The sequence below is a fragment of the Coprococcus aceti genome, assembly GCF_025567285.1.
Lineage (GTDB): Bacteria > Bacillota > Clostridia > Lachnospirales > Lachnospiraceae > Coprococcus > Coprococcus aceti.
This window is the reverse complement of the sequence record NZ_JAOQJT010000002.1, coordinates 161,889-185,539: the sequence shown is the minus strand read 5'-3', so window position 1 is coordinate 185,539 and position 23,651 is coordinate 161,889. Positions and strand designations below refer to the sequence as shown.

General features: G+C 45.1%; 21 protein-coding genes. All 21 read right to left on the bottom strand.

The genetic code is table 11. The annotated features are described in order from the left end of the window. Positions 1 to 12 precede the first annotated feature (12 nt). Positions 13 to 879: a rod shape-determining protein MreC gene (gene mreC, locus OCV54_RS03275; RefSeq protein ID WP_070099076.1), complete on the bottom strand. Its 867-nt coding sequence runs from the start codon at positions 877 to 879 to the stop codon at positions 13 to 15. Further along, a complete protein-coding gene (radC, locus tag OCV54_RS03270) occupies positions 879 to 1,607 on the bottom strand; it encodes a RadC family protein (protein ID WP_055222638.1) in 729 nt (242 codons plus the stop codon). Before radC ends, mreC begins: the two co-directional genes overlap by 1 nt. 59 nt (positions 1,608 to 1,666) lie before the next feature. Then, positions 1,667 to 2,953, bottom strand: a complete 1,287-nt coding sequence (locus OCV54_RS03265; RefSeq protein ID WP_055144461.1) for a methionine gamma-lyase family protein — start codon at positions 2,951 to 2,953, stop codon at positions 1,667 to 1,669. Further along, a complete protein-coding gene (miaA, locus tag OCV54_RS03260; RefSeq protein ID WP_172678731.1) occupies positions 2,950 to 3,906 on the bottom strand; it encodes a tRNA (adenosine(37)-N6)-dimethylallyltransferase MiaA in 957 nt (318 codons plus the stop codon). Before miaA ends, OCV54_RS03265 begins: the two co-directional genes overlap by 4 nt. An 11-nt stretch (positions 3,907 to 3,917) precedes the next feature. Beyond that, positions 3,918 to 6,071 carry a DNA mismatch repair endonuclease MutL gene (mutL, locus tag OCV54_RS03255; protein WP_055222636.1) on the bottom strand — a complete coding sequence of 718 codons (2,154 nt, stop codon included), beginning with the start codon at positions 6,069 to 6,071 and terminating at the stop codon, positions 3,918 to 3,920. Positions 6,072 to 6,087: 16 nt separating this feature from the next. After that, positions 6,088 to 8,685 carry a DNA mismatch repair protein MutS gene (gene mutS, locus OCV54_RS03250; protein ID WP_082419759.1) on the bottom strand — a complete coding sequence of 866 codons (2,598 nt, stop codon included), beginning with the start codon at positions 8,683 to 8,685 and terminating at the stop codon, positions 6,088 to 6,090. A 29-nt stretch (positions 8,686 to 8,714) separates the two neighbouring features. Continuing rightward, positions 8,715 to 10,166, bottom strand: a complete 1,452-nt coding sequence (gene miaB / locus OCV54_RS03245; protein WP_055222632.1) for a tRNA (N6-isopentenyl adenosine(37)-C2)-methylthiotransferase MiaB — start codon at positions 10,164 to 10,166, stop codon at positions 8,715 to 8,717. Between the two features lie 53 nt (positions 10,167 to 10,219). Further along, positions 10,220 to 11,251, bottom strand: coding sequence for a patatin-like phospholipase family protein (locus OCV54_RS03240; protein ID WP_055222630.1), 1,032 nt, complete (start codon positions 11,249 to 11,251; stop codon positions 10,220 to 10,222). A 10-nt stretch (positions 11,252 to 11,261) separates the two neighbouring features. Then, entirely contained in the window at positions 11,262 to 11,834 is a 573-nt protein-coding gene (locus OCV54_RS03235; protein ID WP_055222628.1) for a 5-formyltetrahydrofolate cyclo-ligase, read from the bottom strand. A gap of 8 nt (positions 11,835 to 11,842) precedes the next feature. Beyond that, the gene (locus OCV54_RS03230; RefSeq protein WP_015534916.1) at positions 11,843 to 12,076 is read right to left on the bottom strand and encodes a DUF896 domain-containing protein; all 234 of its coding nucleotides are present in this window, start codon (positions 12,074 to 12,076) and stop codon (positions 11,843 to 11,845) included. A 2-nt stretch (positions 12,077 to 12,078) separates the two neighbouring features. Continuing rightward, the gene (gene proB, locus OCV54_RS03225) at positions 12,079 to 12,939 is read right to left on the bottom strand and encodes a glutamate 5-kinase (RefSeq protein WP_055222626.1); all 861 of its coding nucleotides are present in this window, start codon (positions 12,937 to 12,939) and stop codon (positions 12,079 to 12,081) included. After that, the gene (locus OCV54_RS03220; protein ID WP_055222624.1) at positions 12,932 to 14,575 is read right to left on the bottom strand and encodes an NAD(P)/FAD-dependent oxidoreductase; all 1,644 of its coding nucleotides are present in this window, start codon (positions 14,573 to 14,575) and stop codon (positions 12,932 to 12,934) included. The genes proB and OCV54_RS03220 overlap by 8 nt, the downstream gene beginning before the upstream one ends. Then, entirely contained in the window at positions 14,562 to 15,806 is a 1,245-nt protein-coding gene (locus OCV54_RS03215; RefSeq protein WP_055222622.1) for an aminoacetone oxidase family FAD-binding enzyme, read from the bottom strand. The genes OCV54_RS03220 and OCV54_RS03215 overlap by 14 nt, the downstream gene beginning before the upstream one ends. Before the next feature lie 37 nt (positions 15,807 to 15,843). Next, a complete protein-coding gene (locus OCV54_RS03210) occupies positions 15,844 to 16,236 on the bottom strand; it encodes a hypothetical protein (RefSeq protein WP_262563258.1) in 393 nt (130 codons plus the stop codon). A 105-nt stretch (positions 16,237 to 16,341) separates the two neighbouring features. Next, on the bottom strand, positions 16,342 to 17,439 hold the full coding sequence (locus OCV54_RS03205; RefSeq protein ID WP_015534912.1) for a DUF3048 domain-containing protein: 1,098 nt from the start codon (positions 17,437 to 17,439) through the stop codon (positions 16,342 to 16,344). Further along, positions 17,426 to 17,938, bottom strand: a complete 513-nt coding sequence (gene ybeY, locus OCV54_RS03200) for an rRNA maturation RNase YbeY (RefSeq protein ID WP_015534911.1) — start codon at positions 17,936 to 17,938, stop codon at positions 17,426 to 17,428. Before ybeY ends, OCV54_RS03205 begins: the two co-directional genes overlap by 14 nt. Before the next feature lies 1 nt (position 17,939). Beyond that, complete coding sequence (locus OCV54_RS03195; RefSeq protein ID WP_022216489.1) at positions 17,940 to 18,962, bottom strand: PhoH family protein; 1,023 nt, start codon at positions 18,960 to 18,962, stop codon at positions 17,940 to 17,942. 28 nt (positions 18,963 to 18,990) lie between these two features. Continuing rightward, complete coding sequence (locus OCV54_RS03190) at positions 18,991 to 20,262, bottom strand: sporulation protein YqfD (RefSeq protein WP_082431241.1); 1,272 nt, start codon at positions 20,260 to 20,262, stop codon at positions 18,991 to 18,993. Positions 20,263 to 20,266: 4 nt separating this feature from the next. Continuing rightward, positions 20,267 to 20,542 (bottom strand): YabP/YqfC family sporulation protein, encoded by a 276-nt coding sequence (locus tag OCV54_RS03185; protein WP_022216491.1) that lies wholly within the window; start codon positions 20,540 to 20,542, stop codon positions 20,267 to 20,269. 112 nt (positions 20,543 to 20,654) lie between these two features. Then, positions 20,655 to 20,831: a 30S ribosomal protein S21 gene (gene rpsU, locus OCV54_RS03180; RefSeq protein WP_004851031.1), complete on the bottom strand. Its 177-nt coding sequence runs from the start codon at positions 20,829 to 20,831 to the stop codon at positions 20,655 to 20,657. 148 nt (positions 20,832 to 20,979) lie between these two features. Beyond that, entirely contained in the window at positions 20,980 to 23,643 is a 2,664-nt protein-coding gene (alaS, locus tag OCV54_RS03175) for an alanine--tRNA ligase (protein WP_015534909.1), read from the bottom strand. Positions 23,644 to 23,651 lie beyond the last annotated feature (8 nt).

Here is a 23,651-nt window from a genome sequence, read left to right as displayed (position 1 = left end):
ACCTCTTTACTTCTACTCCGAAACAGTTTTCTTGGTCTGGAGGACTATGAGTACCTCCTGTATCTTTGAAAAATCACATGCCGGAGTGATATATGCAGTCTTTGTAAGATTGTTGGAATCTTCCTCTATTTTTGTTACATACCCTATGTTAATTCCCGACAGATATTTGCTTGACACATAGGATGTGACGACCTGATCGCCGACTCCGACCTCTGCGTCCTTGTCAATGTTTTCAGCGATAAGATAGCCATTCTCATAATTGCTGACACTTCCCTCAACATTACAAATAGCCTCTGACGGTAATATCATTCCGTTTACATTTGATGTATCGTCTATGATGGCTCTTACCTTGGCATAATCCTTTCCGGCCTCTGTGACTATTCCACACAGGCCGTTGCCATACATGACATTGCAGCCCTCGACAACACCATCATCTGTTCCCTTGTCGACATAGAACACCTGAAACCATCCGCCGGTATCCTTTGATATGACTCTGGCAGCAGTCTTCTTATAATCGTAATACTGGAGATCAAGCTCATAAAGTGCCTGAAGACGTTCGAGCTCATACGAATTCTGCTGGTACTGTGCCACCTGCTTCTGACTCTGTTCAAGCTGATCCTTGAGTGTTTCATTCTCCTTTAACAGTGCGTCGTAATTCTGGAATGCCTCAGTTTTGCTCTGAACCCATCTGCCTATGGTATTTACCCCTTTCTGCATGGGCTGGACAAATATGTTGGTAAAATTCCTCACCGGTGCAAATATTCCCCCCGCAAAGAGAGATACAAGCATGAGCACAACGCAAAAGCCTGTGAGTCCAAGCAAAAAATATCTCGGTGTGATCTCTATTCTTTTTCTATTCCTATTTCGTCTTCGTTTCATTATAAAATACCTCGCTCAGCTAAGCTGACATAGCAGTTATTTCCTAAAATAATATGATCTGAAAGCTCTATCCCTATCAGTTCCCCAGCTCTGTCCATCTCTCTGGTGATATCTATATCCTGACCGCTCGGAGTCGGATCTCCGGATGGGTGGTTATGCACAAGTATGATATAGACAGCATCGTATCTGAGCGCCTCCACAAACACCTCTCTCGGAGATAACATCGAACTGTTCACTGTTCCCTCTGAAATGCGGACATCCTTTATGAGCTTATGCTTCGCATCAAACATGAGGAGATACACGTATTCCTTTTCGAGATATCTTGTGTTCTCCATGAAATAATCCGCAATGCTCTGTGGGGACTGGAACGACAAAAACGGCTTAAATGAAGCCCTGGCCATCCTCCTGGATATCTCAGCCAGACATTTCATCTGTATCGCTTTTACCTTTCCAACTCCGCTTATCTCTTCAAGTTCACTCACAGTCAGGTAATTAAGCCCCACTATACCCTTGTGGACCGGATGGGCATCCAGTATCCTGTAGGCTGTGGACAGCGCATTTGCCTTCCTGCTTCCGGTTCTGAGGATGACTGCCAGAAGTTCAGCATCTGTGAGAACCTCAACTCCATACTTAAAGCTCTTCTCATACGGTCTCTCAGTCTCCGACATTTCTTTCATGGAGACCGAATGTCCTCCTGCAAAATTCTCTTTGCAATAATTTTTATCCATATTTCCTCCTTCCGCCTCTCCAAGCTCCAGAGAAAATTTTATATGGCCGACTAATTAATCTACCATACTATAAGGTTTTTTTCTACCATTTTCTGTAATGACATTATTATGCCGTACTTGGCATGGGGATATGTAAGTCCCCCCTGAAAATATACCGCATAAGGTGGGCGCATAGGTGCATCCGCTGAGAGCTCAATGGATGAACCAGACACAAATGCTCCAGCGGCCATGATGACCGGTGAATCATAGCCCGGCATGTCCCAAGGCTCAGGTCTTACATAACTGTCAACCGGCGCTGCAGCCTGGATTCCTTCACAGAATGCCACGACCCTCTCAGGAGTCTGAAGCTCAACAGCCTGAATAATATCGTATCTGTCCTCTGTGCTGTCAGGAACAGCCTTAAAGCCCAGTCCCTCGTATACATTTGCTGCAAATATCGCACCCTTAAGCGCACTTGCAGTAACTGTAGGTGCCATGAAAAGTCCCTGAGTGAGAGCCTTTGTATTGCCAAGTGAGGCTCCAACCTCCTTGCCGAGTCCCGGAGTTGTGAGTCTGTATGAAGCATTCTCCACGTACTCCTTCTTTCCGCATATATAACCTCCTATCGGTGCAAGACCGCCACCCGGATTCTTGATGAGAGAACCGACCACAAGATCGGCACCCACATCCGACGGCTCTATATCCTGTACGAATTCTCCGTAACAGTTGTCTACCATGCATATGATGTCAGGATTTACACTCTTGACCGCTTTTATGGCCTCACCGATCTGCTGTACAGACAGCGTCTTTCTGACCGCATATCCCTTGGATCTCTGTATCTCCACAAGCCTTGTGCGGCTATTGATCGCATTCTTTATTCCATCAATGTCAAAGTCTCCGTTCGGCAACAGATCTACCTGGGCATATGTGACACCATACTCTGCAAGTGACCCCCTTGACTCCCTGATACCAATGATCTCATCCAATGTGTCGTACGGCTTTCCCGCTATGGCAAGGATCTCATCTCCCGGGCGCAGATTACCGAACATGGCCGTGCAGAGTGCATGGGTTCCGCACACTATCTGTGTCCTGACAAGGGCATCCTCCGTGTGAAATACGTCTGCATATATCCTCTCAAGGGCATCTCTTCCGTCATCCGTATAACCATAACCCGAAGAGCCTGCAAAATGTGCCTCAGACAATCTGTTGTCCTGCATGGCCTTAAGGACCTTTAGCTGGTTGAGCTCACTCACAGCATCAATGGCTGCAAATCTATCCTTAAGTTTCTCCTCCACACTGTTGCAGTATTCAAACACCTTTTCATCCACATTCAGTGATCTGTAGTAATCCTTTAACATATCTTTCATCTCTGTATAATCTCCTTTTCGCGAAGCCTGTCCAGCATAAATGACAATATTTCAGACTCGCTGTCATACTCACTTTTATCAACCCAGGTCACATGTTTTTCCCTCTTGAACCATGTGATCTGTCTCTTGGCAAAATGCCTTGTATCTCTCTTTAGCGTATATACTGCCTCATCCAGAGTGCATCTGCCCTGAATATAATCGATTATCTCCTTGTAGCCAAGCCCCTGCATGGACACCAGCTCCCTGCTGTAACCCTCGCTCACAAGCAGTTTTACCTCGTCCAGAAGCCCTGCCTCAAGCATGATATCTATCCGTCTGTCTATTCTATCATATAATTTCTGTCTGTCATCATTTAACACAAAATATTCAAAATTATATGGTGACTCCTTCTGGGACTCCGTCTCATTGTGCTCAGATATCTTCATGCCCGTCTTTTTGTAAAATTCCAGAGCCCGGATCACCCTCTTAACATTATTCTCATGTATTTTCTCGGCGGATTCAGGATCGACCTCCGCAAGCATATCATGAAGAAATGTGTTGCCGTGGGTATCTGCAAGGTTCTGCAGCTTTTCCCTGTATGACATATCATTGTCATTTTCCTCAAAATCTATATCATACAAAAGCGCCTGGATATAGAAGCCAGTACCACCTACTATGATTGGAATTTTTCCCCGGGAATATATATCCTCCATAGCACGAAGAGCATATTTCTTGAAAAGCACAACGTTGAACTCTTCTGCCGGATCCAGAATATCTATCAGATGATGCCTTACCCCCTGCATCTCCTCCGGCTCTATCTTCGCCGTTCCAATATTCATCTTTCTATATACCTGCATGGAATCTGCGGATATGATCTCGCCGTCCACCGCCTTTGCCAGTCCTATGGACAGCGACGTCTTGCCGACAGCCGTGGGGCCGGTGAGGATTATCAGTGGTTTCATATTCTTATCCATCCTGTTATCTCCTATACTATTCGCTTAAACTTCTTCTCAATCTCCGCCTCCGTCATGGATATGACAGTCGGACGTCCATGAGGACATGTGTATGGATTTTCAAGCTTTAATAGCTGATCTATAAGTGCGTCAGCCTCCTTGAAACTTATCTCCGTGTTACCCTTTATCGCAGCTTTGCACGCCATGGTGGAAAGCTTGTGTATAAATGTATCTATGGTCACCTTTTTAGCACTGCTGCTCGCATCAGCTATGAAGTCTATGAAAAGCTCTCTGCCATCAAGGCCAAACAGGTTGTCAGGAACAGCGTTCAGCTTGAACTCCCTGCCTCCAAAGTTCTCGATCTGATATCCAAGTGCCTCGAACATCTCCATATTTTCATGAAGAAACTCTATCTCTGCGGCACTGAGTGTAACAACCGCTGGAGGCATAAGATACTGTGAGTATATCTTCTTATTCTTGTAATTCTCCATAAGCTCTTCGTACTTAACCTTCTCATGGGCGGCATGCTGATCCATTATGAAGAACTTACCATCGTACTCTATGAGCCAGTATGTCTTGAAAAGCTGTCCTATGAGTCTGTGCTTCGCACGGGCCTCCTTTGTCAGGAACTTCTCCTGGAACATATCCTGCTGTACGTATTTTTTCCCGGCTTCCTCAATATAAGCTGCATCTGAAGCTGCAGATACTGTTGAGTCTTGTGTCGCCGCTGTGACCGAAGGTCTAGCTGGTGCCGGAGCTGTATATGCCGGACTCTCGTTTACCACATTCCTGTTTTGTACTATAGCTCTCTCAAGATCATTATTCCTATCCGCATATATGTAGTTTCCTGCCGGCTTCTCCGTCTTGTTATTATCTATGACGTCTGATCCTTTATTGTTTGAGCTGCTAGTCTCATCTATGATTTCTATAACCGGGGGGACCGGCTGTGATGATGTCTGTGGTTCGATCGGGCAAAGCTGCTGTGGTGATGTCTGCGTCTCCGCCGAGCGAAGCTGCTCAGGCTGATTCTGCGGTTCTGCCGGACGATGCTGCTCAGGCTGACTCTGCGGTACAGTCCGCTCCTCTGCCCTGACTATCGCCTCACGCCTCTTATTCTCGAACGCCTCCGGTGCCTTGCCAACATCCCTCTGCTTGAAGGTCTCCGGCTTTGGATCCTTCCCCGGCGCCACATCAGGAATGAGCTCCTTGAATAACAGTGTCTCCCTTATGGCATTGTAGGTGAAGCTGTATATATCCTGACTGTTGGCGAATTTCAACTCCATCTTGGTCGGATGTACATTTACATCAAGGAGATCAGGTCTCACCTGGAAATTGATCTCGGTGAATGGAAACTTGTGTATCATGACAAATGTCCTGAAAGCATCCTCGATCGCCTTGGTGAGCACCGCACTCTTTATATATCTGTGATTTACATAGTAGCCCTCAAATGATCTGTTGCCCCTTGATATACAAGGTCTTGCTATATATCCGGAGATCTTCATATAGTCATTTTCCGCATTTATCTCAAGAAGATTTGAGGTGATGTCTCTTCCATAGATATGGTAGATTATGTCTCTGAGTTTGCCATTGCCTGATGTGAACAGCTTGTCTGTTCCATTTGCAATGAACTTAAATGAGATCTCCGGGTGTGACATGCATATACGGCACATCAAGTCGTAGATATAGCTTGTCTCCGTGGCATCAGTCTTCATGAACTTCTTTCTCGCCGGTGTATTGTAGAAAAGATTTCTGACAATTATGGTTGTTCCACCCGGAGCACCTATCTCCTCGCTGGATATCTCCTTACCGCCATGTATCTGGTATCTGAGACCGGTCACATCATCAGCGGTCTTGGTTATCATCTCCACCTGGGCAACCGCCGCTATACTTGCAAGTGCCTCACCACGGAAACCAAGAGAAGAGATACTCAGGAGATCCTCGACTGTCACAAGCTTACTTGTGGCATGTCTGAGAAATGCAAGCTTGACCTCATCCTTCTTTATACCTGCTCCGTTGTCGGTGACTCTGAGAAATGACAGTCCGCCTCCCTTTACCTCGACGGTTACCGCTGTGGCACCTGAGTCTATGGAATTTTCCACAAGCTCCTTGATGACCGAGCTCGGCTTCTCTATAACCTCACCGGCTGCTATCTTGTTAATCGTATTTTGGTCTAATACTTTTATCATTACTTATCGCTCCTTATTATTTAAGTCGCTCCTGCAATTCATTTAAATAAAGCAACGCCTTCATAGGTGTCATGTTGGACAGATCAACACACTTTATGTCCTCGATCACCTGTGATTCGGCAAGTGAGCCGAACATTGACATCTGGGTGTCTTCTTTCTTCGGCTTGAAATCATTTGTAACCTTTATCTCCTTCAGCTTGGTGGTTATGTCCTTGTCTATAAGCTGATTACATATCTCATTTGCTCTTGCTATAACGACATCCGGCACACCGGCAAGCTTTGCAACCTGTATACCGTAGCTTCTGTCGGCACCGCCCTTGACGATCTTTCTGAGGAACACTATGTCGTCTCCGTCTTCCTTGACCGCTATACAGTAGTTGTTGACTGCCGACAGCTTACCCTCAAGCTCCGTGAGCTCATGGTAATGTGTCGCAAACAGAGTTTTTGCTCCGAGCAGTTCACTGTTGCTTATATATTCAACGACAGCCCAGGCGATCGCCAGACCGTCATATGTGCTTGTTCCTCGACCTATCTCATCAAGGATGAGAAGGCTGTTCTTCGTGGCATTTCTGAGTATATTGGCGACCTCGCTCATCTCCACCATAAATGTGGACTGTCCTGATGCAAGGTCGTCGGAAGCTCCCACTCTTGTAAATATCCTATCGCATATGCCTATATTGGCAGATGCCGCAGGGACAAAGCTTCCAACCTGAGCCATGAGAACTATGAGCGCAGTCTGTCTCATATATGTGGATTTACCAGCCATGTTAGGACCGGTGATGATAGATATCCTGCTCTCATGGTTGTTCAGATATGTGTCGTTTGTGATGAACATATCGTTGTTCAGCATCTTCTCAACGACCGGATGACGTCCGTCCTTTATGTCGATGACTCCATCTGTATTGATCTCAGGTCTAACATACCCATTTGCAACAGCCACATATGAGAGTGAACACAGAGCATCGAGCATGGCTATGCTGTGTGCTGTTCTCTGTACCCTTGTGAGCTCTGCAGCAAGGGTGTCCCTGAGCTCAACATATGTGTTGTACTCCAGCGCAACAAGCTTGTCGGATGATCCGAGTATAACTCCAGCCAGTCTGTCAAGCTCCTCGGTTGTGTATCTCTCAGAATTGGCAAGTGTCTGCTTTCTGATGAAATAATCCGGCACAAGACTCTTATATGAATTGGTTACATCAAAATAATATCCGAACACCTTATTAAACTTTATCTTGAGATTCTTGATTCCGGTCTTTTCCTTCTCTCTGGCCTCAAGCTCTGCGATCCAGTTCTTGCCATCAGTTGTGGCATTCTTCAGAGTGTCTATGTCCTCAAGATAGCCATCTTTGAATATTCCGCCCTCTCTGATAAGTATAGGCGGCTCATCAACTATGGCACGGTCAAGAAGGTCATAGAGATCCTGTAGATCATCTATTCCATCCCTGATCTCGGTGAGCTCATCCGAATGGAATTCACCGAGAAGCTGTATTATAAATGGAAGAAGCTGTATGGACGTCTTAAATGCCAGAAGATCTCTCGGATTCGCTGTTCTTAACGATATCCTCGTCATAAGTCTCTCGAGATCGTATATGGTATTCATGTACTCACGGAGTTCGTCTCTGGTTATGACAGAGTCGTTGAGCTCTGTTATCGCGTCAAGTCTGGCTTCTATATCATCTTTGTGGATAAGGGGCTGCTCTATCATATTTCTGAGCATTCTCGCTCCCATGGCCGTTTTGGTCTTGTCAAGCACCCAGAGTAGTGAGCCTCTCTTCTGCTTATCCCTGAGTGTCTCTGTCAGCTCCAGATTTCTTCTGGATGAGCTGTCTATGATCATGAAGTCCTCTATGGAATATATATCTATTCTGTTGATATGATCCAGTGAGTTCTTCTGTGTCTCATGTAGATACTGGAGAAGTGCGCCCGCTGACAGCAGCATATCCTCCTGCTCATCTATGCCGAGACCATCTATTGATCCGACCTTAAACTGTCTTTTAATGAAATCCTCACAGGTGTCATCGTTAAAATAATGAGACGGAGCCTCCGATATCGTTATCTTCATCTTCTCCTTCATGTAATCAAAGTTCAGGCCACATGACAGAAAAACCTCATTCCCTATGATCTCCGTCGGTGAATATTTGTTGATCTCGTCGTACAGCTTGGATGTGGATGAGATATGACATGATCTGAACTCTCCGGTAGTGATATCACACACTGCCACGCCATACTCATCATTACAGCCAAATATACACATGAGATAGTTATTCCTCGTCTCATCAAGAATAGCCTGGGACATATTTGTACCAGGCGTAACTATACGTATAACTTCTCTTTTTACTATACCCTTTGCGAGCTTCGGATCTTCCATCTGCTCACATATGGCTACCTTGTAGCCCTTCTCTATCAGCTTGTTCAGGTATATGTCACAAGCATGATACGGAACACCGCACATCGGTGCGCGCTCCTCCTGACCACAGTCCCTGCCGGTCAGTGTTATCTCAAGTTCCCTGGATGCCGTCAGGGCATCGTCGAAGAACATCTCGTAGAAATCTCCCAGTCTGTAGAAGAGAATACAGTCCTTATACTGATTCTTAACTTCCATATACTGAGCCATCATTGGTGTTAATGCTGCCACTTCAACTACTCCTATTCTGCTAATTCACCCATGTAATAAAATCCCTTACATTCAACAAGCTTTACATTCAGGATCTTTCCAACCATCTCCGCACACCCAGGGAAATGGACAAGTATGTTGTTGGAGAGTCTTCCGGTCAGAAGGCCGTCGCCCTTCTCGTCAAAGCCCTCAACCAGAACCGGCTGTGTCTGTCCCTTTATCGCAATGGTCTTCACATCACTTATCTCCTGCACACGCCTTAAAAGCCTGTTGTATCTATCCTGTATCTCTTCCTTTGTGGAACCATTCTCCATTCCGGCGGCAGGAGTTCCTGTTCTCTTTGAATATATAAATGTAAATGCGGTGTCATACTGCACTTTCTCAACCACGTCCATGGTCTCAAGGAAATCCTCCTCGGTCTCACCAGGGAATCCCACAATTATATCAGTGGTGAGTGATATCTCCGGAACCTTTGCCCTTATGCGGTCAACCAGTGCAAGATATGACTCCTTTGTGTACCGTCTGTTCATCGCATTCAGTATCTTTGTCGAGCCCGACTGTACCGGCAGATGGAGATGTCTGCAGATCTTTTGATTCTCCGCGATGACATCTATCAGTTCATCCGACAGATCCTTTGGATGTGAGGTCATGAATCTTACTCTCTGTATCTTCTCTATGGCACACACACGCCTCAGCAGTTCCGCAAATGTGATCGGATGCTCAAGGTTCTTGCCATATGAATTGACATTCTGCCCGAGGAGCATGATCTCCACCACTCCGTCGTCAGCAAGCCTCTCGCACTCAGCTATGATATCCTCCGGATTTCTGCTTCGCTCCCTTCCTCTTACATATGGAACTATACAGTAGGTACAGAAATTGTTGCATCCAAACATGATATTTACACCTGATTTGAATGGGAATTCCCTCACCGCAGGAAGATCCTCCACGACCTCCTTGGCATCCTTCCAGATATCTATGACCATGCTTCCAGATTCTATCCTGCTCACAAATATCTCAGCAAGCTTATATACATTGTGTGTTCCAAATACCATATCGACAAACCTATAGCTCTTGCTTATGGTTGTCACCACATGCTGCTCCTGCATCATGCATCCGCACAGAGCTATCTTCATCTCAGGATTTTTCTCCTTGAGGTGCTTCATGAGACCAAGGTGACCATAAACCTTTCTGTTGGCATTCTCCCTGACCGTACATGTGTTATATATTATAAAGTCCGCATGTTCAGACTCGGTCCTAACATATCCCATCTGCTCAAGTATTCCGGCAAGCTTCTCAGAATCCCGGACATTCATCTGACAGCCAAATGTCTGTATAGAACAGGTAAGGTCACGTCCCAGCTCTTTGCTTCTTGCTGTGACATACTCCCTACCCTTTTTTATAAAATAATACTGCCTCTCCGGTTCCGCAAACGGAGCTGGAAGCCCCAGATCTATGCCGTCAATAACTTTTTCCAAATCATTCATAATCTCTATGTATCCTTATCTATTTCTTTAAAGCTGCGTAAATCCGACTGGAGTTATTCCTCTATGCCCAGCTTACCAAGTATCCTGCCTATGTTATCCATAGTATTTTTCACGCTGGAATCCGCGGCATCCATCCTCATCTGAGTCTGTATATCCGCAAGATCAATATCCCTGTAATAATCCAGCGCCGCGATGTAATCAGGATCATTCTCAAAATGAACCTTAAGTGCCCTCATGGCATCCTTATAACCGAGCAGGCTTCTGAATTTTACTGAATTTGCAGAGAAATTCAAGGTTCCATCTATCAGATCTCCCAGGCTTACACTTGGATATATCTCTATGATATCCGCATCTGTATATGCAGATATGTCTTTCTTTGAGTCGGGATTAAGGCCGCACACAACGATATTCCTGTATCCCATATCATACAGAGGCTTCACCGGAACATTGTCGGCAAGACCGCCATCACAATACTCCTTACCATTATAAGTCACAGACTCATAGAGCATAGGAAGGGTGGATGATGCCAAGACAACTGTCCTGATATCATCCGCATCCATTCCTGCAAGACTGATATACTCAGCCTGTCTTTCACCATCCTGCACACACACAGCTATGGTTGCATACACTGTAATCTCAGCTTCCGACAGCTCTTTATAATCCACATAGCTGTCCATGAGCTTTATCATCTCCCTGCGCGACATGAATCCCGATTTGTCGTTGAACATCAGATCAGGATCAACGTCAAACACCGTATCAAAATGTATCTTCTTCCATGCCTCCTCGCTTCTGTCAGGATCATTGCACGCGAAAAGCACGGCATTTATCGCACCTATGGAAGTTCCTGATATGGCTGTAACCTTGTCCATAAGTCCATACTCTGCAAGTGCTCTGTACACCCCGAGCTGGTACGCTCCTTTACCGCCGCCACCGCCAAGGCACAGCGCATAGCTGTCAGCCATATCACCGGACTGAGTGCGTCCTGCAACTTTTCCGGCATCATCCGCCCCGGCATTTTGCAGCTTATCCATCTGTATCTTCTTTTCAAGTTCAGCGATCTTTGCTGTTATCTCGTCTCTGTTCATTGACCCTCCATTATGATATAACTTCCGATTCTGTTACTATGATATGTGGTCTGATATCTGTAGGTTCACTGTCTATCTTATCAACTATCTGGAATTCATACGCCAGTGCCACCGTGACAAGCCCTGCATGCCTCGCCAGATATCTGTCGTAATACCCTCCGCCAAAGCCTATGCGGTTGCGGCTGTGATCAAATGCAATCCCAGGCATGAACATAAGCCCATCTTCGATCTCCTCAAAATCATCAGAAACCGGTTCGAGTATCCCAAAGTTTCCGGATGCAAGTTCCCCGTAGTCTGTGATCTCAATAAATTCCATGTCTTGTCCATAAACCTTTGGAACATATACATGCTTTCCATCCGCCCACGCCCTCTCAACTATGAGCCTTGTATCCACTTCGTTCCCTTTGGAGATGTATGCACATATATTGATGGCATTCACATATTCAGGAAGCGCTGACAGCCGTCTGCATATAAGTTTTGATCTCTGCGCACGATCATCCCTGTCCATGTCATTTCTGACTGCTTTTATTCTTTTTCTTATAACTTCCTTGCTGCCGGAATTTACACTATCCTCGCTATTCATAAGCCAGCCTATGCCTTTCTGGTAGGATCAAGGTCCTGAAGTCTGGTTATGGAGCCGTCCTTCTCTTTGATATCTATATTGTTGAGCGTGCTCCTGAGATTATTCTTCACAGCAAATATATATTCCTGCCTTAACTGCTGCTGTTCCTTCTTCTCAGCGTCGGTGAGCCCCTCAGCCTTGGACTTGTGATATAACTCATTTATACGTGCGATCTTTGCCGCATCGATTATCGTCTCTTTCATAACTATATAAGATACTCCTTATTCAAAATAAATCTGACAACGTCAAAGTCATGATCCTTATATTCTGTGAACAGAGTTCCTATACTTTCTCCGTTCATTACCTTAACAATATTGTCCATATCCGCTCCGGATACTATGACCATATCCGAGTTGGAGTTGGTTGCTATCCTGGCGGCTGCGATCTTGGTCGTCATTCCGCCGGTTCCGTACTTGGAGCCTGCACCTTTACCCATATCCATTATATGGTCGTCTATACAGTTCACCTCTGGTATAAGCTTTGCATCAGGGTTATTGTGTGGATCATCAGTGTACAGACCGTCTATATCCGTGAGAAGTATCAGGAGATCTGCATGGATCATGGATGCAACTATGGCAGACAATGTATCATTGTCGCCAAATGCCACGCTGTCATCCAGCTCATCGATGGCAACCGTATCGTTCTCATTGACGATCGGTACGACACCGAGCTGAAGAAGCTCGTTGAATGTGTTGATGGCATTCTTTCTCCTCTCATCCGACGATATAACATCAAATGTTAGCAGAACCTGAGCTGCTGTGCTGTGATACTCTTGAAAAAGCTTCTGATATATCATCATTAGCTGTCCCTGTCCCACTGCAGCACACGCCTGTCTGAGCGAGGTCGTCTTAGGTCTTCTGGCAAGTCCCAGCGCCTGTACTCCGACTCCGATGGCTCCCGATGATACGAGGACCACATCCTTGTCCTGATTTCTCAGATCACATATGATGCGCACCAGCTTCTCAAGCTTTGTATAGTCAAGTCCACCCGTCTCCTCGTGAATAAGTGAAGATGAACCAATCTTTATTACTATCTTTTTCTTGTATTTCAAATACTCTCTATCCATTTATATTCTCCTGTGTACCGTCTGTTATTGCCTCATTGCTGAATCTGGATGCTATGGCCTCGGCCACCTTCATACCATCGACAGCGGCTGAGGTTATTCCCCCTGCATAGCCCGCGCCTTCCCCGCACGGGTATATACATGTCCCCTCACAGCGCAGCTCATCGCCTCGTATCATACGAACAGGTGATGAGGTTCTGGCCTCGATTCCTGAGAGAACTGCATCGTCAGATGAATATCCCGGCATCCTCTTATCAAAGGACACAACTCCTTCTATTATAGCATCCTTTATATACTCTGGCAAACAGCATTTGAGGCTTGTAAGCCTGCACTTACCCTTAATCTGAGGCTTAACACCGCCCAGCTTTTCCGTAGGAATGTCCCTTCTGTAATCTCCGAAGAGCTGCACCGGAACAGCCCCCTGTCCGGCCTCGTATGCGGCCTTCTCCCATCTTCTCTGAAACTTCATTCCCGCAAGAGGATGATCTGACCCGTAATCCTCCGGGGTAACATTTACCACAATGGCGCTGTTGGAATTCTCACCATCCCTGCCGCTGTAGCTCATACCATTCACACACGTCTCACCGTGCTCGGATGATGCATTCACCACGTAACCTCCAGGGCACATACAGAATGAATATACAGCCCTGCCATTTGACGCCTGATGCGTCATCTTGTAGTCTGCCGCCGGCAGCAGCTTTGCATACGCCGGATCATCGCCATACTTCATGACATCTATATCTGCTCGCTTGTGTTCGATACGAAGTCCCATGGCAAATGGCTTTGGCTCCATCGGAACACCTTTTTTGTAAAGCATCTCCACAGTATCCCTTGAGCTGTGTCCAAGTGCCAGAACAAGGGCATTTGTCCTGTATTCCTTCTCACTGCCAACTGAAAGGTTCTTTATATGTACACACACCTCATCCTGTGTGATCTGATCATAACCGGTAAAAAGTGAATCAAAATGTACCTCTCCGCCAAGTCTCTTTATATCCTCACGCATATTCCTTACAATACCAGACAGCACATCAGTGCCCACATGTGGCTTATTTATATACATTATGGACGGATCTGCACCATACTCCACAAATGTCCGCATGACCTCAGTGCGTCTGCCCGAGCCATCCTTTATGACCGTATTCAGCTTGCCGTCCGAAAAGGTTCCTGCGCCGCCCTCTCCAAACTGTACATTACAATTTGGATCAAGTCCTTCCTCACCCTTCCAGAATCTCTCTATATGCTCCATTCTCCTGTCAACATCCATGCCGCGCTCAAAAACAACCGGTCTGTATCCGGCTCTGGCAAGATACAGTGCAGCAAATAAGCCACCCGGTCCTGTTCCTATCACCACAGGCCTATAGGTCATTTTGACATTTCCCGGCTCCGGAAATCTATATTGGGTAGCATTTGTTAACATAACATTATTATTGTGAAGTCTTTTCAATAATTTTTCCGGATTCGGAACATCCACATCTATGGATGCAATATATTTCACCTGGTTTCTCCGCCTGTCATCAAGAGACAGCTTGAAAAAAATATACTCAAACTCCTTATCTGTCTTCAGCGTCTTTTTAATAACACTTCTAACATCTGCCTCTGTAAATCCAAGCTGCAGTTTTACATTGTTAATTCTGATCATCTTTTATTCTCTTTCCTGCAGACTCCCCGGCTCTCATGCCGCTTATAACAGCCCACATTATATTATATCCACCACATTTGCCGGTCACATCGACATACTCTCCAGCGGCGTATAAACCTCTGTGTCCAGCAAGTTCCAGGTTATCTGCCCTGAGCTGCAATGTGTCAACTCCACCGCTTGCCGCCTGGCTGTCCTCATAGCTGCCGAATCCATCTATGTTGAATCTCATATGTTTGAGCATATCACATATGGATGTTATATCAGCCGCGTCAAGTCCGGCCGCTTCAGAAGCTTTGATACCAAGACTTTTTATAATATACCCGGCGATCTTCTCGTTGACAATACCATTGAGCATCGCCTCGACTCTCCGTCTGCCATTTACCTCGGCAAATCGTCTCATCCTGTCCGCCAGCATATCATCACTGATGTCCGGAACAAGTTCAAGTTCTATGTATGGCTTCTTGCCAGTCTCCATCAGGTCTATACACTGTATACTCATATTAAAAACCGCTATACCCGAAAGATATCCCGATGCAAACTGAACCTCGCCTCTCTCGTGGTCATACTCCTCGCCATCACACATTAGGCGGACAACAGCCTTTGCACGTACCCCTGACATATCAGATATATATTCATGGCATTTTAATTTACACAGAGCCGGATGCGGTTTCACAAACCGTACATTCAGATCATCCAGAAGTCTGTATACTCTATCAGATCCGCCAAGCTTTGGCGCAGCCGCACCTCCGGGTGCAAGTATCACCTGGGTCGTCCTATACCCGCCTTTGTCTGTGTCTACAATATATGTACCATCTTTTCCCTGTTTTATACTCAGGACTTCTTCCGATGTGCTGTTTTCTATACCAAGAATTTTGAGCCTGTCCGTCAGTGCCCACACTATGGTAGATGCCTGCAGCGATGCAGGATATATATATCCATTATCATCATAGCTGGAAACACCAAGACTTTCAAAAAAATCCATGACATCATTATGACTGTCCGTTGTTACGAACTGAAATGGGAAAAATTCATTTGCACTGGAATAGCACGACAGATCAAGCTTCGTATTTGCAATGTTACATTTGCCATTTCCCGTCGCATACAGCTTCTTTCCGAGTTTTTTGTTTTTATCTATAAGCTTTACCGAAGCCGATGGTGCTGTCTCTTTTGCTTTTATTGCGGCTGTCATCCCAGCCGGGCCACCGCCGATAACTATAATATCATAAATCATTCCGATACACCTTTCCCATAATCATTTATCATACGTTTTACAGGCTGTCAATAAACCTGTTCATGTCATCTATATCATTGAAATACACGTGCTTGTGGATCAGTTCTCTTATACGTTTGTCCAATGAATCCACTGTACAAGTCGTCTCCCTGCAAAGACTGCCAAATCTGTTGTACACCGCCACATGTCCATAATAAGTGCTCACATAGAAATTGCCATGTGGTGTTCCACCCTCAGCAGCAATCACGAGCCCTCCGTAAAGCTCCGGTTCACTCTCATTTGATATGGGTAATATATGCCCGCTATCCATACCGTCAAATTCTCTATACACACTTTTACTGTCTCCGGATCTGCACGCCGTACTCACCACGATCTCTCTAGTTATAAAAGATAACACAAATACCGCTATAATGATAACAAAAAAATACATAATTCTTTTAAACATTACCACACCTTCTCTTCATAACAAAAAACAGAAGACAGGATATTCCATCCCATCTTCTGTCCTTGTTAATATATGTGGTTTATGTCTGTATTATTCCCATACAACTCCGGCCTTATTGTCACTCTCAAATACTGTGACATAGGTCTTGCCCGGATTGAGCTGAAGTTCTTTTCCATCTGCTGTTGAATACTTTGTCACGGAGTCATCGGTTGACTTTGTCCATGTGATAGGAACGATCTTTCCATCTGAAACATAGTATCCGTCTCCTGTGCCAACGAGATCGATCATCTGTCTGTCGTGATCATCAATGCTGGTGTAGTGAGCAAACTGTATGATGATATTCTTGAATGTGAGCTGCTTTCCTGTGAGGTCATCGATCTGCTTGTCACCATACTGGAATCTGTTATATACCTTATTCTTTGAATCATATTCAAACCAAGGCTGTGTGTAAACTGACATGTTGAGTGTGAGCTTGTTTACAGACTCGCCCTCAGGAACCGTATCTTCCTCATTGAACTCAAACTTGCTCTTGTATCCCTTGTTGTGGGTAGTTGAGCATCCAAGATAATCAAGACCAGCCTTGATCATATCGCTGTTTGTGTACACATTGTGTGGAGCCTCGCGGTCTGATGATCTGTAGAAAGATACAGATCCTTCTCCACCAAGTCCGCTTATATGATCTATTCCTGTCCTGTCAAGCTCCTCCTGTCCCTGTGGAGACTGACCATAATGCATGTATATAGCATCAAACTCCATGGCAGTTGTAACATAGTAAGGTCTGCAGCTTCTGATCGAACCGACCTTCTCAAGATTGTCATAGTCGTTGAATATTGCAAGCATTCTTGTTATTCCGCCCTCAACGACAAACTCATATAAAACATCAGCCTGGCCTATGCCTGACTGAGGAATCGCATTCTCAATATTGTTGATCATTATAGCGATCGGTCTTCCGTACTCTTCCTTTCTGTCGGTGTTCCACTCGCCTGTAAGATCATTATATACTCCCTCATGGTAAGTCTCATCAACCGCTGTGGCAGACTTCATCATATCGGCCTGTGATACATCCACCTCTGCCTTAGCCTCCGTTGTAGTGACATTCTCCTCCGTTTTCTTCGAGCCGCATCCAAAAAGTGATAATCCCATCACAAGAGCGGTTGCCAGAACTAATCCCGTCTTAATTCTCCTCATAGTCTCTTGTATATCCTTTCATTGTAAGTATTTTTTCCTGCATCTCTTCCATGACCCTGCGCTCATCGTCCTCCATATGGTCATATCCTGACAAATGGAGCATGCTGTGGGCTACAAGAAAAGCCAGCTCTCTCGTCTTTGAGTGATTGTACTCAGTTGCCTGCTCATACACCTTATCAATAGATATAACGATATCTCCCAATAGCAGTTCATCTGTAGTAAGATCAAAGTAGTCACACCGGCTATCCTCGAGACCATCAAAGTTTCCAGGAATTGTATAATCAATCAGTGGAAATGACAGAACATCTGTCGCCCTGTCTATATTCCTCTGCTGGTTATTGATTTCATGTATGGAGTCATTGTCCGTGAGCAGCACGTTCACCTCGCAGGGATATGGACACCCAACGAATTCCAGCGAAGCCTGGACGATACTTGTTATGACATCCTCATAATTCTTAATATCAATATCTCCATACTCATTCTCAATATTAACTGACATATTATTTTCCTCTGTTTTTCTGAGCAGTTGTGGTTTTTCTAGGCTTTGCCTGTCTGCTCCTCTTATCCTCATATTTCTCATACGCATTTACGATCTTCTGCACCAAAGGATGTCTCACAACATCAAGACTCGTCAGATGGCAAATGCTTATGTCATCAATATCCTTTAACACCTTGAGTGCAACATCAAGACCTGACTGCGCGTCGTGTGGAAGATCCTTCTGTGAAAGGTCTCCTGTTATTATGGCCTTTGAGCCAAATCCTATTCTGGTAAGGAACATCTTCATCTGGGCAGGAGTGGTATTCTGGGCCTCATCCAGCACAATATACGCATTATCAAGAGTTCTTCCTCTCATGTAGGCAAGAGGAGCAACCTCGATCAGTCCCTTTTCCATATTCTTCATAAATGCATCAGCACCCATTATCTCATACAATGCATCATAGAGCGGCCTAAGATAAGGATCAACCTTGCTCTGAAGGTCACCCGGAAGAAATCCCAGTTTCTCACCGGCCTCTATGGCCGGCCTTGTAAGTATGATCCTTCCAACCTCATTATTCTTAAATGCCGTTATGGCTTTTGCCATGGCAAGATAAGTCTTTCCTGTTCCGGCAGGGCCCACTCCGAATACTATCATGGACTTTTCTATTGAATTGACATATGTTCTCTGTCCGACAGTCTTCGGTTTGATCGGCTTGCCGCTCATCGTGTGACAGATTATGTCCCTGTCAAGCTCAGCAAGACTCTCCTTAGCCTCCTGCGGGTGTTCATTGACTATCGATATAGTGTAGTCTACCTTCTGTTCATCGATGGACGAGCCACGGTCTGCCATCTGGAAGAGCTGTTCTATAACCTGAATAGACTTCTTCACGCCTTCCTCGGAGCCGCTGACCTTAAGCTTGTCATCGCGAAGTATCATTGACACACTGTATTCTTTCTCAATCTTTTTTATATTGGCATCAAACTGTCCAAACACAGTCTGTATATAGTTTGATGCAACAGTTACGGATTCTGAATATTCGCTCAATACTTGTATCCCCTGTCATTATTATTTGTCAGTCAGGCTCCACCTCTTCGCTCCCCGATGTATTGTTTACGTCAATATATCTCGGCACAGCAACCGGGAGTCTGATACTGATATCGCCTTCAGCCGAAGCCTCACCGCTTTCATTAGTAATAATAACATTTTTTCGGACAATTTGCACCCCTTTTTCTTGCATTTTGCCAATATAAACATGCAGATGCTGGTTAAGTCTGTCTTTCTGCTCCTTATCCGTAAGCTTACGTGTATTTACTTTATAGAACACTTTTCGCTCTATATTCACGGATAACGGAAAATACATATCGCCGATATGCAGCCGTTTTTCCTCGGCGGAAAGGTCGTATGAGCCGTCGGAGGCAGCAGTTTTATACGGAGTAAATACCCGGCGTCCAATTTTTATATCTACTTTGTTTACCTTCCTGTCTGTAGTCTCCTTTTCCTGGAGCTCACTCTCAACCACATCTCTGTACTCTACATCACAAAGACCATATATCTCTCCGGAAGCAGGTACAAACACCGTATCCACAACCTCACTGTCATCATTGTATATGTTAACTGTTCCCGATATAAGAGTATCCCCTTTTTTCACTTCATCTCCAACCGATGCAACAGGCGTCCCCGCCGATGCAACAAGGGAATAGATCGTACAATCCATTGTGGCCACGAGATCACACGGTCTGCCATCTTCCGGAACTGTAAATACATCCACGGACTCCTTGAGCGCAACTGTAAGCTTTGTCCCACTGATGCTGCAGGATGCCCAACATATCTCCCCAAGATTATCCGTCAGCATGTCTGTCAGTTCGCTCAGATCAATACTCTTTTTTCTATGTCCATAGCACGGATACTCCATCTCGATAAGATCTGCAATTTCCTCACTTGTATAATCCTCACATCCGTCAATTTCTATGTACCATACATACCCTGATTCCCAGTATACAAACAGCAAAAATAATAAAACTCCGAGTAATATCGAGATCCTCTTCCTATTGCCCAGCAAACCGGTTCTCAGAGTCTTATTCTCAGCTATTCGGATATCTATCATACATTTGTCCGCTATCTCTTCAAGTCTTTTTCTGTCATCGGAGTATATGAAGAAGTTTTCTGCCTTGCCATTCCATTTACTGTCATTCTGTTTACTGCCATTCTTTTTTCTGTTCTTCTTTACATCCCTCTCGCACCATGTACGTATTCCTTTATGGCTGCATATATTCATCAGGCGCAGAGCTGCGCGGCTGTCACAGCTCACATAGCACACACCTCTTATTTCCCTTCTAATATTCATGCAGTCACACTGTCAGCCAATCTACACTGTTTATCGAACCGCATATTTTCACTTCATAGGATGCGTAGTAAGCAATCTGTAATCTTTTCCCATATATATTCAATATCCCTTTCCGGGTCTTAACAGACACTCTCTCGTCGTCAGAGTAGATCACATGTCTGAAATTCTCTATCACCAGCTCATCATTGTTGAACATGGTGAGTCTGGAGGTCGTTCCCGCCGAGTCCGGACACCAGCACGGAGGTTCAAATGCTATAACTTTTTTCGCTCTGTCTTTCATGAATACCACCATAACGCTTTTGGAACATTATATGAATACACATAAAAAAAGAGTACCGAATAAACTCGGTACTCTTAGAAATCAATTTAAAATCAAATATATATACTATGATTTATTTGTACTTGCGCTTTCTAGCTGCCTCTGACTTCTTCTTACGCTTTACACTAGGCTTTTCGTAATGCTCTCTCTTACGAATCTCCTGCTGAATACCAGCCTTCGCACAATTTCTCTTAAATCTGCGAAGAGCGCTATCTAAGTTTTCGTTCTCTTTAACTATTACACTTGACATTCTCTCACCTGACCTCCCTCCAGTTGTAAAATTATGCTACCAAATAACAACTGATTGGGTATTTTTAAGCACAAAATGTATTATATACATAAAATTCCTAATCGTCAACAGGAAAATGACAAATTAATAAAATATCTGTCACGAAACCTTAAGCTATCTGATTCTGAGCCTCTGTAACCGCCTGGGCAAGAGCTGCTTCGATTCCGTCAGGATTCTTTCCACCGGCCTGAGCCATGTTAGGACGACCACCGCCGCCACCACCTACAAGGCCAGCCACGGCCTTGATGATATTACCGGCATGGGCTCCCTTAGCAACTGCGCCGTCTGTAGCCATGGCAATGAGATTTACCTTGCCATCCTTTGCAGATGCAAGAACAACAACGCTGTCACCAAGCTTGCTCTTGAAGTCATCTCCGAGGTTTCTCAGTGAATTCATATCTGTATCCGGGATAGCCGCTGTGAGGATCTTGATTCCGTCCTTGTCTATAGCACTTGAAAGAACGTCTCCAGCTGCCTCCTTTGCCATCTTATCCTTGAGCTTCTTATTCTCATTCGTAAGTTCCTTAACCTCTGCAAGAAGCTGTTCTATTCTTGATGCCACACCATAGATATCAGTCTTAGCTGCCTTTGCAGCATCCATGAGCTCCTGCTCTACATTTCTGTAGTAATCAAGTGCTCCGACAGATGTAAGTGCCTCGATACGTCTTGTACCTGCGGCCACACCTGCCTCTGATATGATCTTGAATGTTTTTATAGCTCCTGTGCTGGCAACATGTGTACCACCGCAGAGCTCCTTTGAGAAGTCTCCCATTGATACCACACGGACCTTCTCACCATACTTCTCACCAAACAGAGCCATGGCTCCGGTCTCCTTAGCCTCATCTACAGACATTACATCCGTGCATACAGGTATATCGAGCTGGATCTGCTCATTTACAATATCCTCAACCTTCTTGATCTCTTCCTTAGTCATCGCCTGATCATGTGAGAAGTCAAATCTCAGTCTTCCCGGCTCAACGAGTGAACCTGCCTGCTCTACATGATCTCCGAGAACCATCTTGAGTGCTCTCTGAAGAAGATGTGTTGCGGAATGGTTGTTACATATGAGTGCTCTGTTCTCAGCATCAACTGTGAGTTCTGCCTCATCACCAACATTGAGTTCGCCAGACTCAACATAACCGATATGTGCGATCTTGCCGCCTACAACCTTGACAGTATCCTCAACAACGAATGTACCGTTCTCTGTCTTGATGATTCCCTTATCACCGATCTGACCACCCATGGTAGCGTAGAAAGGTGTCTCAGGAACTATAACTGAAGCCTGTGCTCCCTCAGATACAGTATCTGCAAGAACTGACTTCTTATCATCACCCTCACCAACCTCTGTTGTGATGGCTGATATAGTTGACTTGTATGTCAGCTTGTCATATCCGACAAACTCAGATGTCATGTCAACAGGAAGCTGCTCATATACGGTTGCGTCTGCACCCATGTATGTTGTGGTCTTTCTGGCCTTTCTTGCAGTCTCCTTCTGGATATTCATGCACTCGGTGAATCTGTCCTCATCAACCTCGATCCCCTCCTCCTCGAGGATCTCCTTTGTGAGATCAAGAGGGAATCCATAGGTGTCATAGAGCTTGAATGCCTTGTCACCTGAGAGAACCTTCTCACCTGCAGCCTTAGTCTCGTCTATATAATCCTTGAGGATCGCAAGACCTGTATCTATGGTCTTATTGAAGCTCTCCTCTTCCTTGTCTATCTTATTGAAGATATATTCCTTCTTCTCACTGAGCTCAGGATATGCATCCTCTGACACCTCGATAACTGTCTTTGCAAGCTCTGACAGGAACTTGCCCTTGATGCCGAGAAGTCTTCCGTGTCTTGCAGCACGTCTGAGAAGACGTCTAAGAACATAACCACGGCCCTCGTTCGATGGAACGATACCATCTGATGTCATGAATGTAACTGAACGGATATGATCAGTTATAAGTCTGATCGATACATCCTTCTCATGATCTGTCTCATATTCCACGCCTGCCATCTCACATACCTTGTCGCGGAGAGCCTTGATCGTATCAACATCAAATATAGAATCAACATCCTGAACAACAACTGCGAGTCTCTCAAGACCCATACCTGTATCTATGTTCTTCTGCTCAAGCTCTGTGTAGTTGTTGTGTCCGTCATTGTTGAACTGTGTAAATACGTTGTTCCAAACCTCCATGTATCTGTCACAGTCACAGCCTACAGTACAGCCAGGCTTACCGCAGCCATACTTCTCGCCTCTGTCATAGTAAACCTCTGAACAAGGACCACAAGGACCAGCTCCGTGCTCCCAGAAGTTGTCCTCCTTGCCGAATCTGAATATACGGTCAGCATCGACACCGATCTCCTTATTCCATATATCAAATGCCTCATCGTCATCCTGGTAAACCGATGGATAGAGTCTGTTCTTGTCAAGTCCTACAACCTCTGTGAGGAACTCCCATGTCCATGATATAGCCTCATGCTTGAAATAATCGCCAAATGAGAAATTACCCAGCATCTCAAAGAATGTACCATGACGGGCTGTCTTACCTACATTCTCGATATCTCCTGTTCTGATACACTTCTGACATGTTGTCACACGTCTTCTAGGTGGTACCTCCTGACCTGTAAAGTAAGGCTTAAGTGGTGCCATACCTGAATTGATCAGCAGTAAGCTGTTGTCATTGTGTGGAATAAGTGAAAAGCTCTTCATTCTAAGATGACCCTTGCTCTCCATGAATTCCAGGAACATTTTTCTCAGTTCGTTCACGCCATAATTTTGCATTGTCTAAT

Excerpts from the sequence above, each read along its gene's own strand:
- mreC (WP_070099076.1), bottom strand. The coding sequence starts at position 879 with ATGAAACGAAGACGAAATAGGAATAGAAAAAGAATAGAGATCACACCG.
- radC (WP_055222638.1), bottom strand. The coding sequence starts at position 1,607 with ATGGATAAAAATTATTGCAAAGAGAATTTTGCAGGAGGACATTCGGTC.
- OCV54_RS03265 (WP_055144461.1), bottom strand. The coding sequence starts at position 2,953 with ATGAAAGATATGTTAAAGGATTACTACAGATCACTGAATGTGGATGAA.
- miaA (WP_172678731.1), bottom strand. The coding sequence starts at position 3,906 with ATGGATAAGAATATGAAACCACTGATAATCCTCACCGGCCCCACGGCT.
- mutL (WP_055222636.1), bottom strand. The coding sequence starts at position 6,071 with ATGATAAAAGTATTAGACCAAAATACGATTAACAAGATAGCAGCCGGT.
- mutS (WP_082419759.1), bottom strand. The coding sequence starts at position 8,685 with ATGATGGCTCAGTATATGGAAGTTAAGAATCAGTATAAGGACTGTATT.
- miaB (WP_055222632.1), bottom strand. The coding sequence starts at position 10,166 with ATGAATGATTTGGAAAAAGTTATTGACGGCATAGATCTGGGGCTTCCA.
- OCV54_RS03240 (WP_055222630.1), bottom strand. The coding sequence starts at position 11,251 with ATGAACAGAGACGAGATAACAGCAAAGATCGCTGAACTTGAAAAGAAG.
- OCV54_RS03235 (WP_055222628.1), bottom strand. The coding sequence starts at position 11,834 with ATGAATAGCGAGGATAGTGTAAATTCCGGCAGCAAGGAAGTTATAAGA.
- OCV54_RS03230 (WP_015534916.1), bottom strand. The coding sequence starts at position 12,076 with ATGAAAGAGACGATAATCGATGCGGCAAAGATCGCACGTATAAATGAG.
- proB (WP_055222626.1), bottom strand. The coding sequence starts at position 12,939 with ATGGATAGAGAGTATTTGAAATACAAGAAAAAGATAGTAATAAAGATT.
- OCV54_RS03220 (WP_055222624.1), bottom strand. The coding sequence starts at position 14,575 with ATGATCAGAATTAACAATGTAAAACTGCAGCTTGGATTTACAGAGGCA.
- OCV54_RS03215 (WP_055222622.1), bottom strand. The coding sequence starts at position 15,806 with ATGATTTATGATATTATAGTTATCGGCGGTGGCCCGGCTGGGATGACA.
- OCV54_RS03210 (WP_262563258.1), bottom strand. The coding sequence starts at position 16,236 with ATGTATTTTTTTGTTATCATTATAGCGGTATTTGTGTTATCTTTTATA.
- OCV54_RS03205 (WP_015534912.1), bottom strand. The coding sequence starts at position 17,439 with ATGAGGAGAATTAAGACGGGATTAGTTCTGGCAACCGCTCTTGTGATG.
- ybeY (WP_015534911.1), bottom strand. The coding sequence starts at position 17,938 with ATGTCAGTTAATATTGAGAATGAGTATGGAGATATTGATATTAAGAAT.
- OCV54_RS03190 (WP_082431241.1), bottom strand. The coding sequence starts at position 20,262 with ATGAATATTAGAAGGGAAATAAGAGGTGTGTGCTATGTGAGCTGTGAC.
- OCV54_RS03185 (WP_022216491.1), bottom strand. The coding sequence starts at position 20,542 with ATGAAAGACAGAGCGAAAAAAGTTATAGCATTTGAACCTCCGTGCTGG.
- rpsU (WP_004851031.1), bottom strand. The coding sequence starts at position 20,831 with ATGTCAAGTGTAATAGTTAAAGAGAACGAAAACTTAGATAGCGCTCTT.
- alaS (WP_015534909.1), bottom strand. The coding sequence starts at position 23,643 with ATGCAAAATTATGGCGTGAACGAACTGAGAAAAATGTTCCTGGAATTC.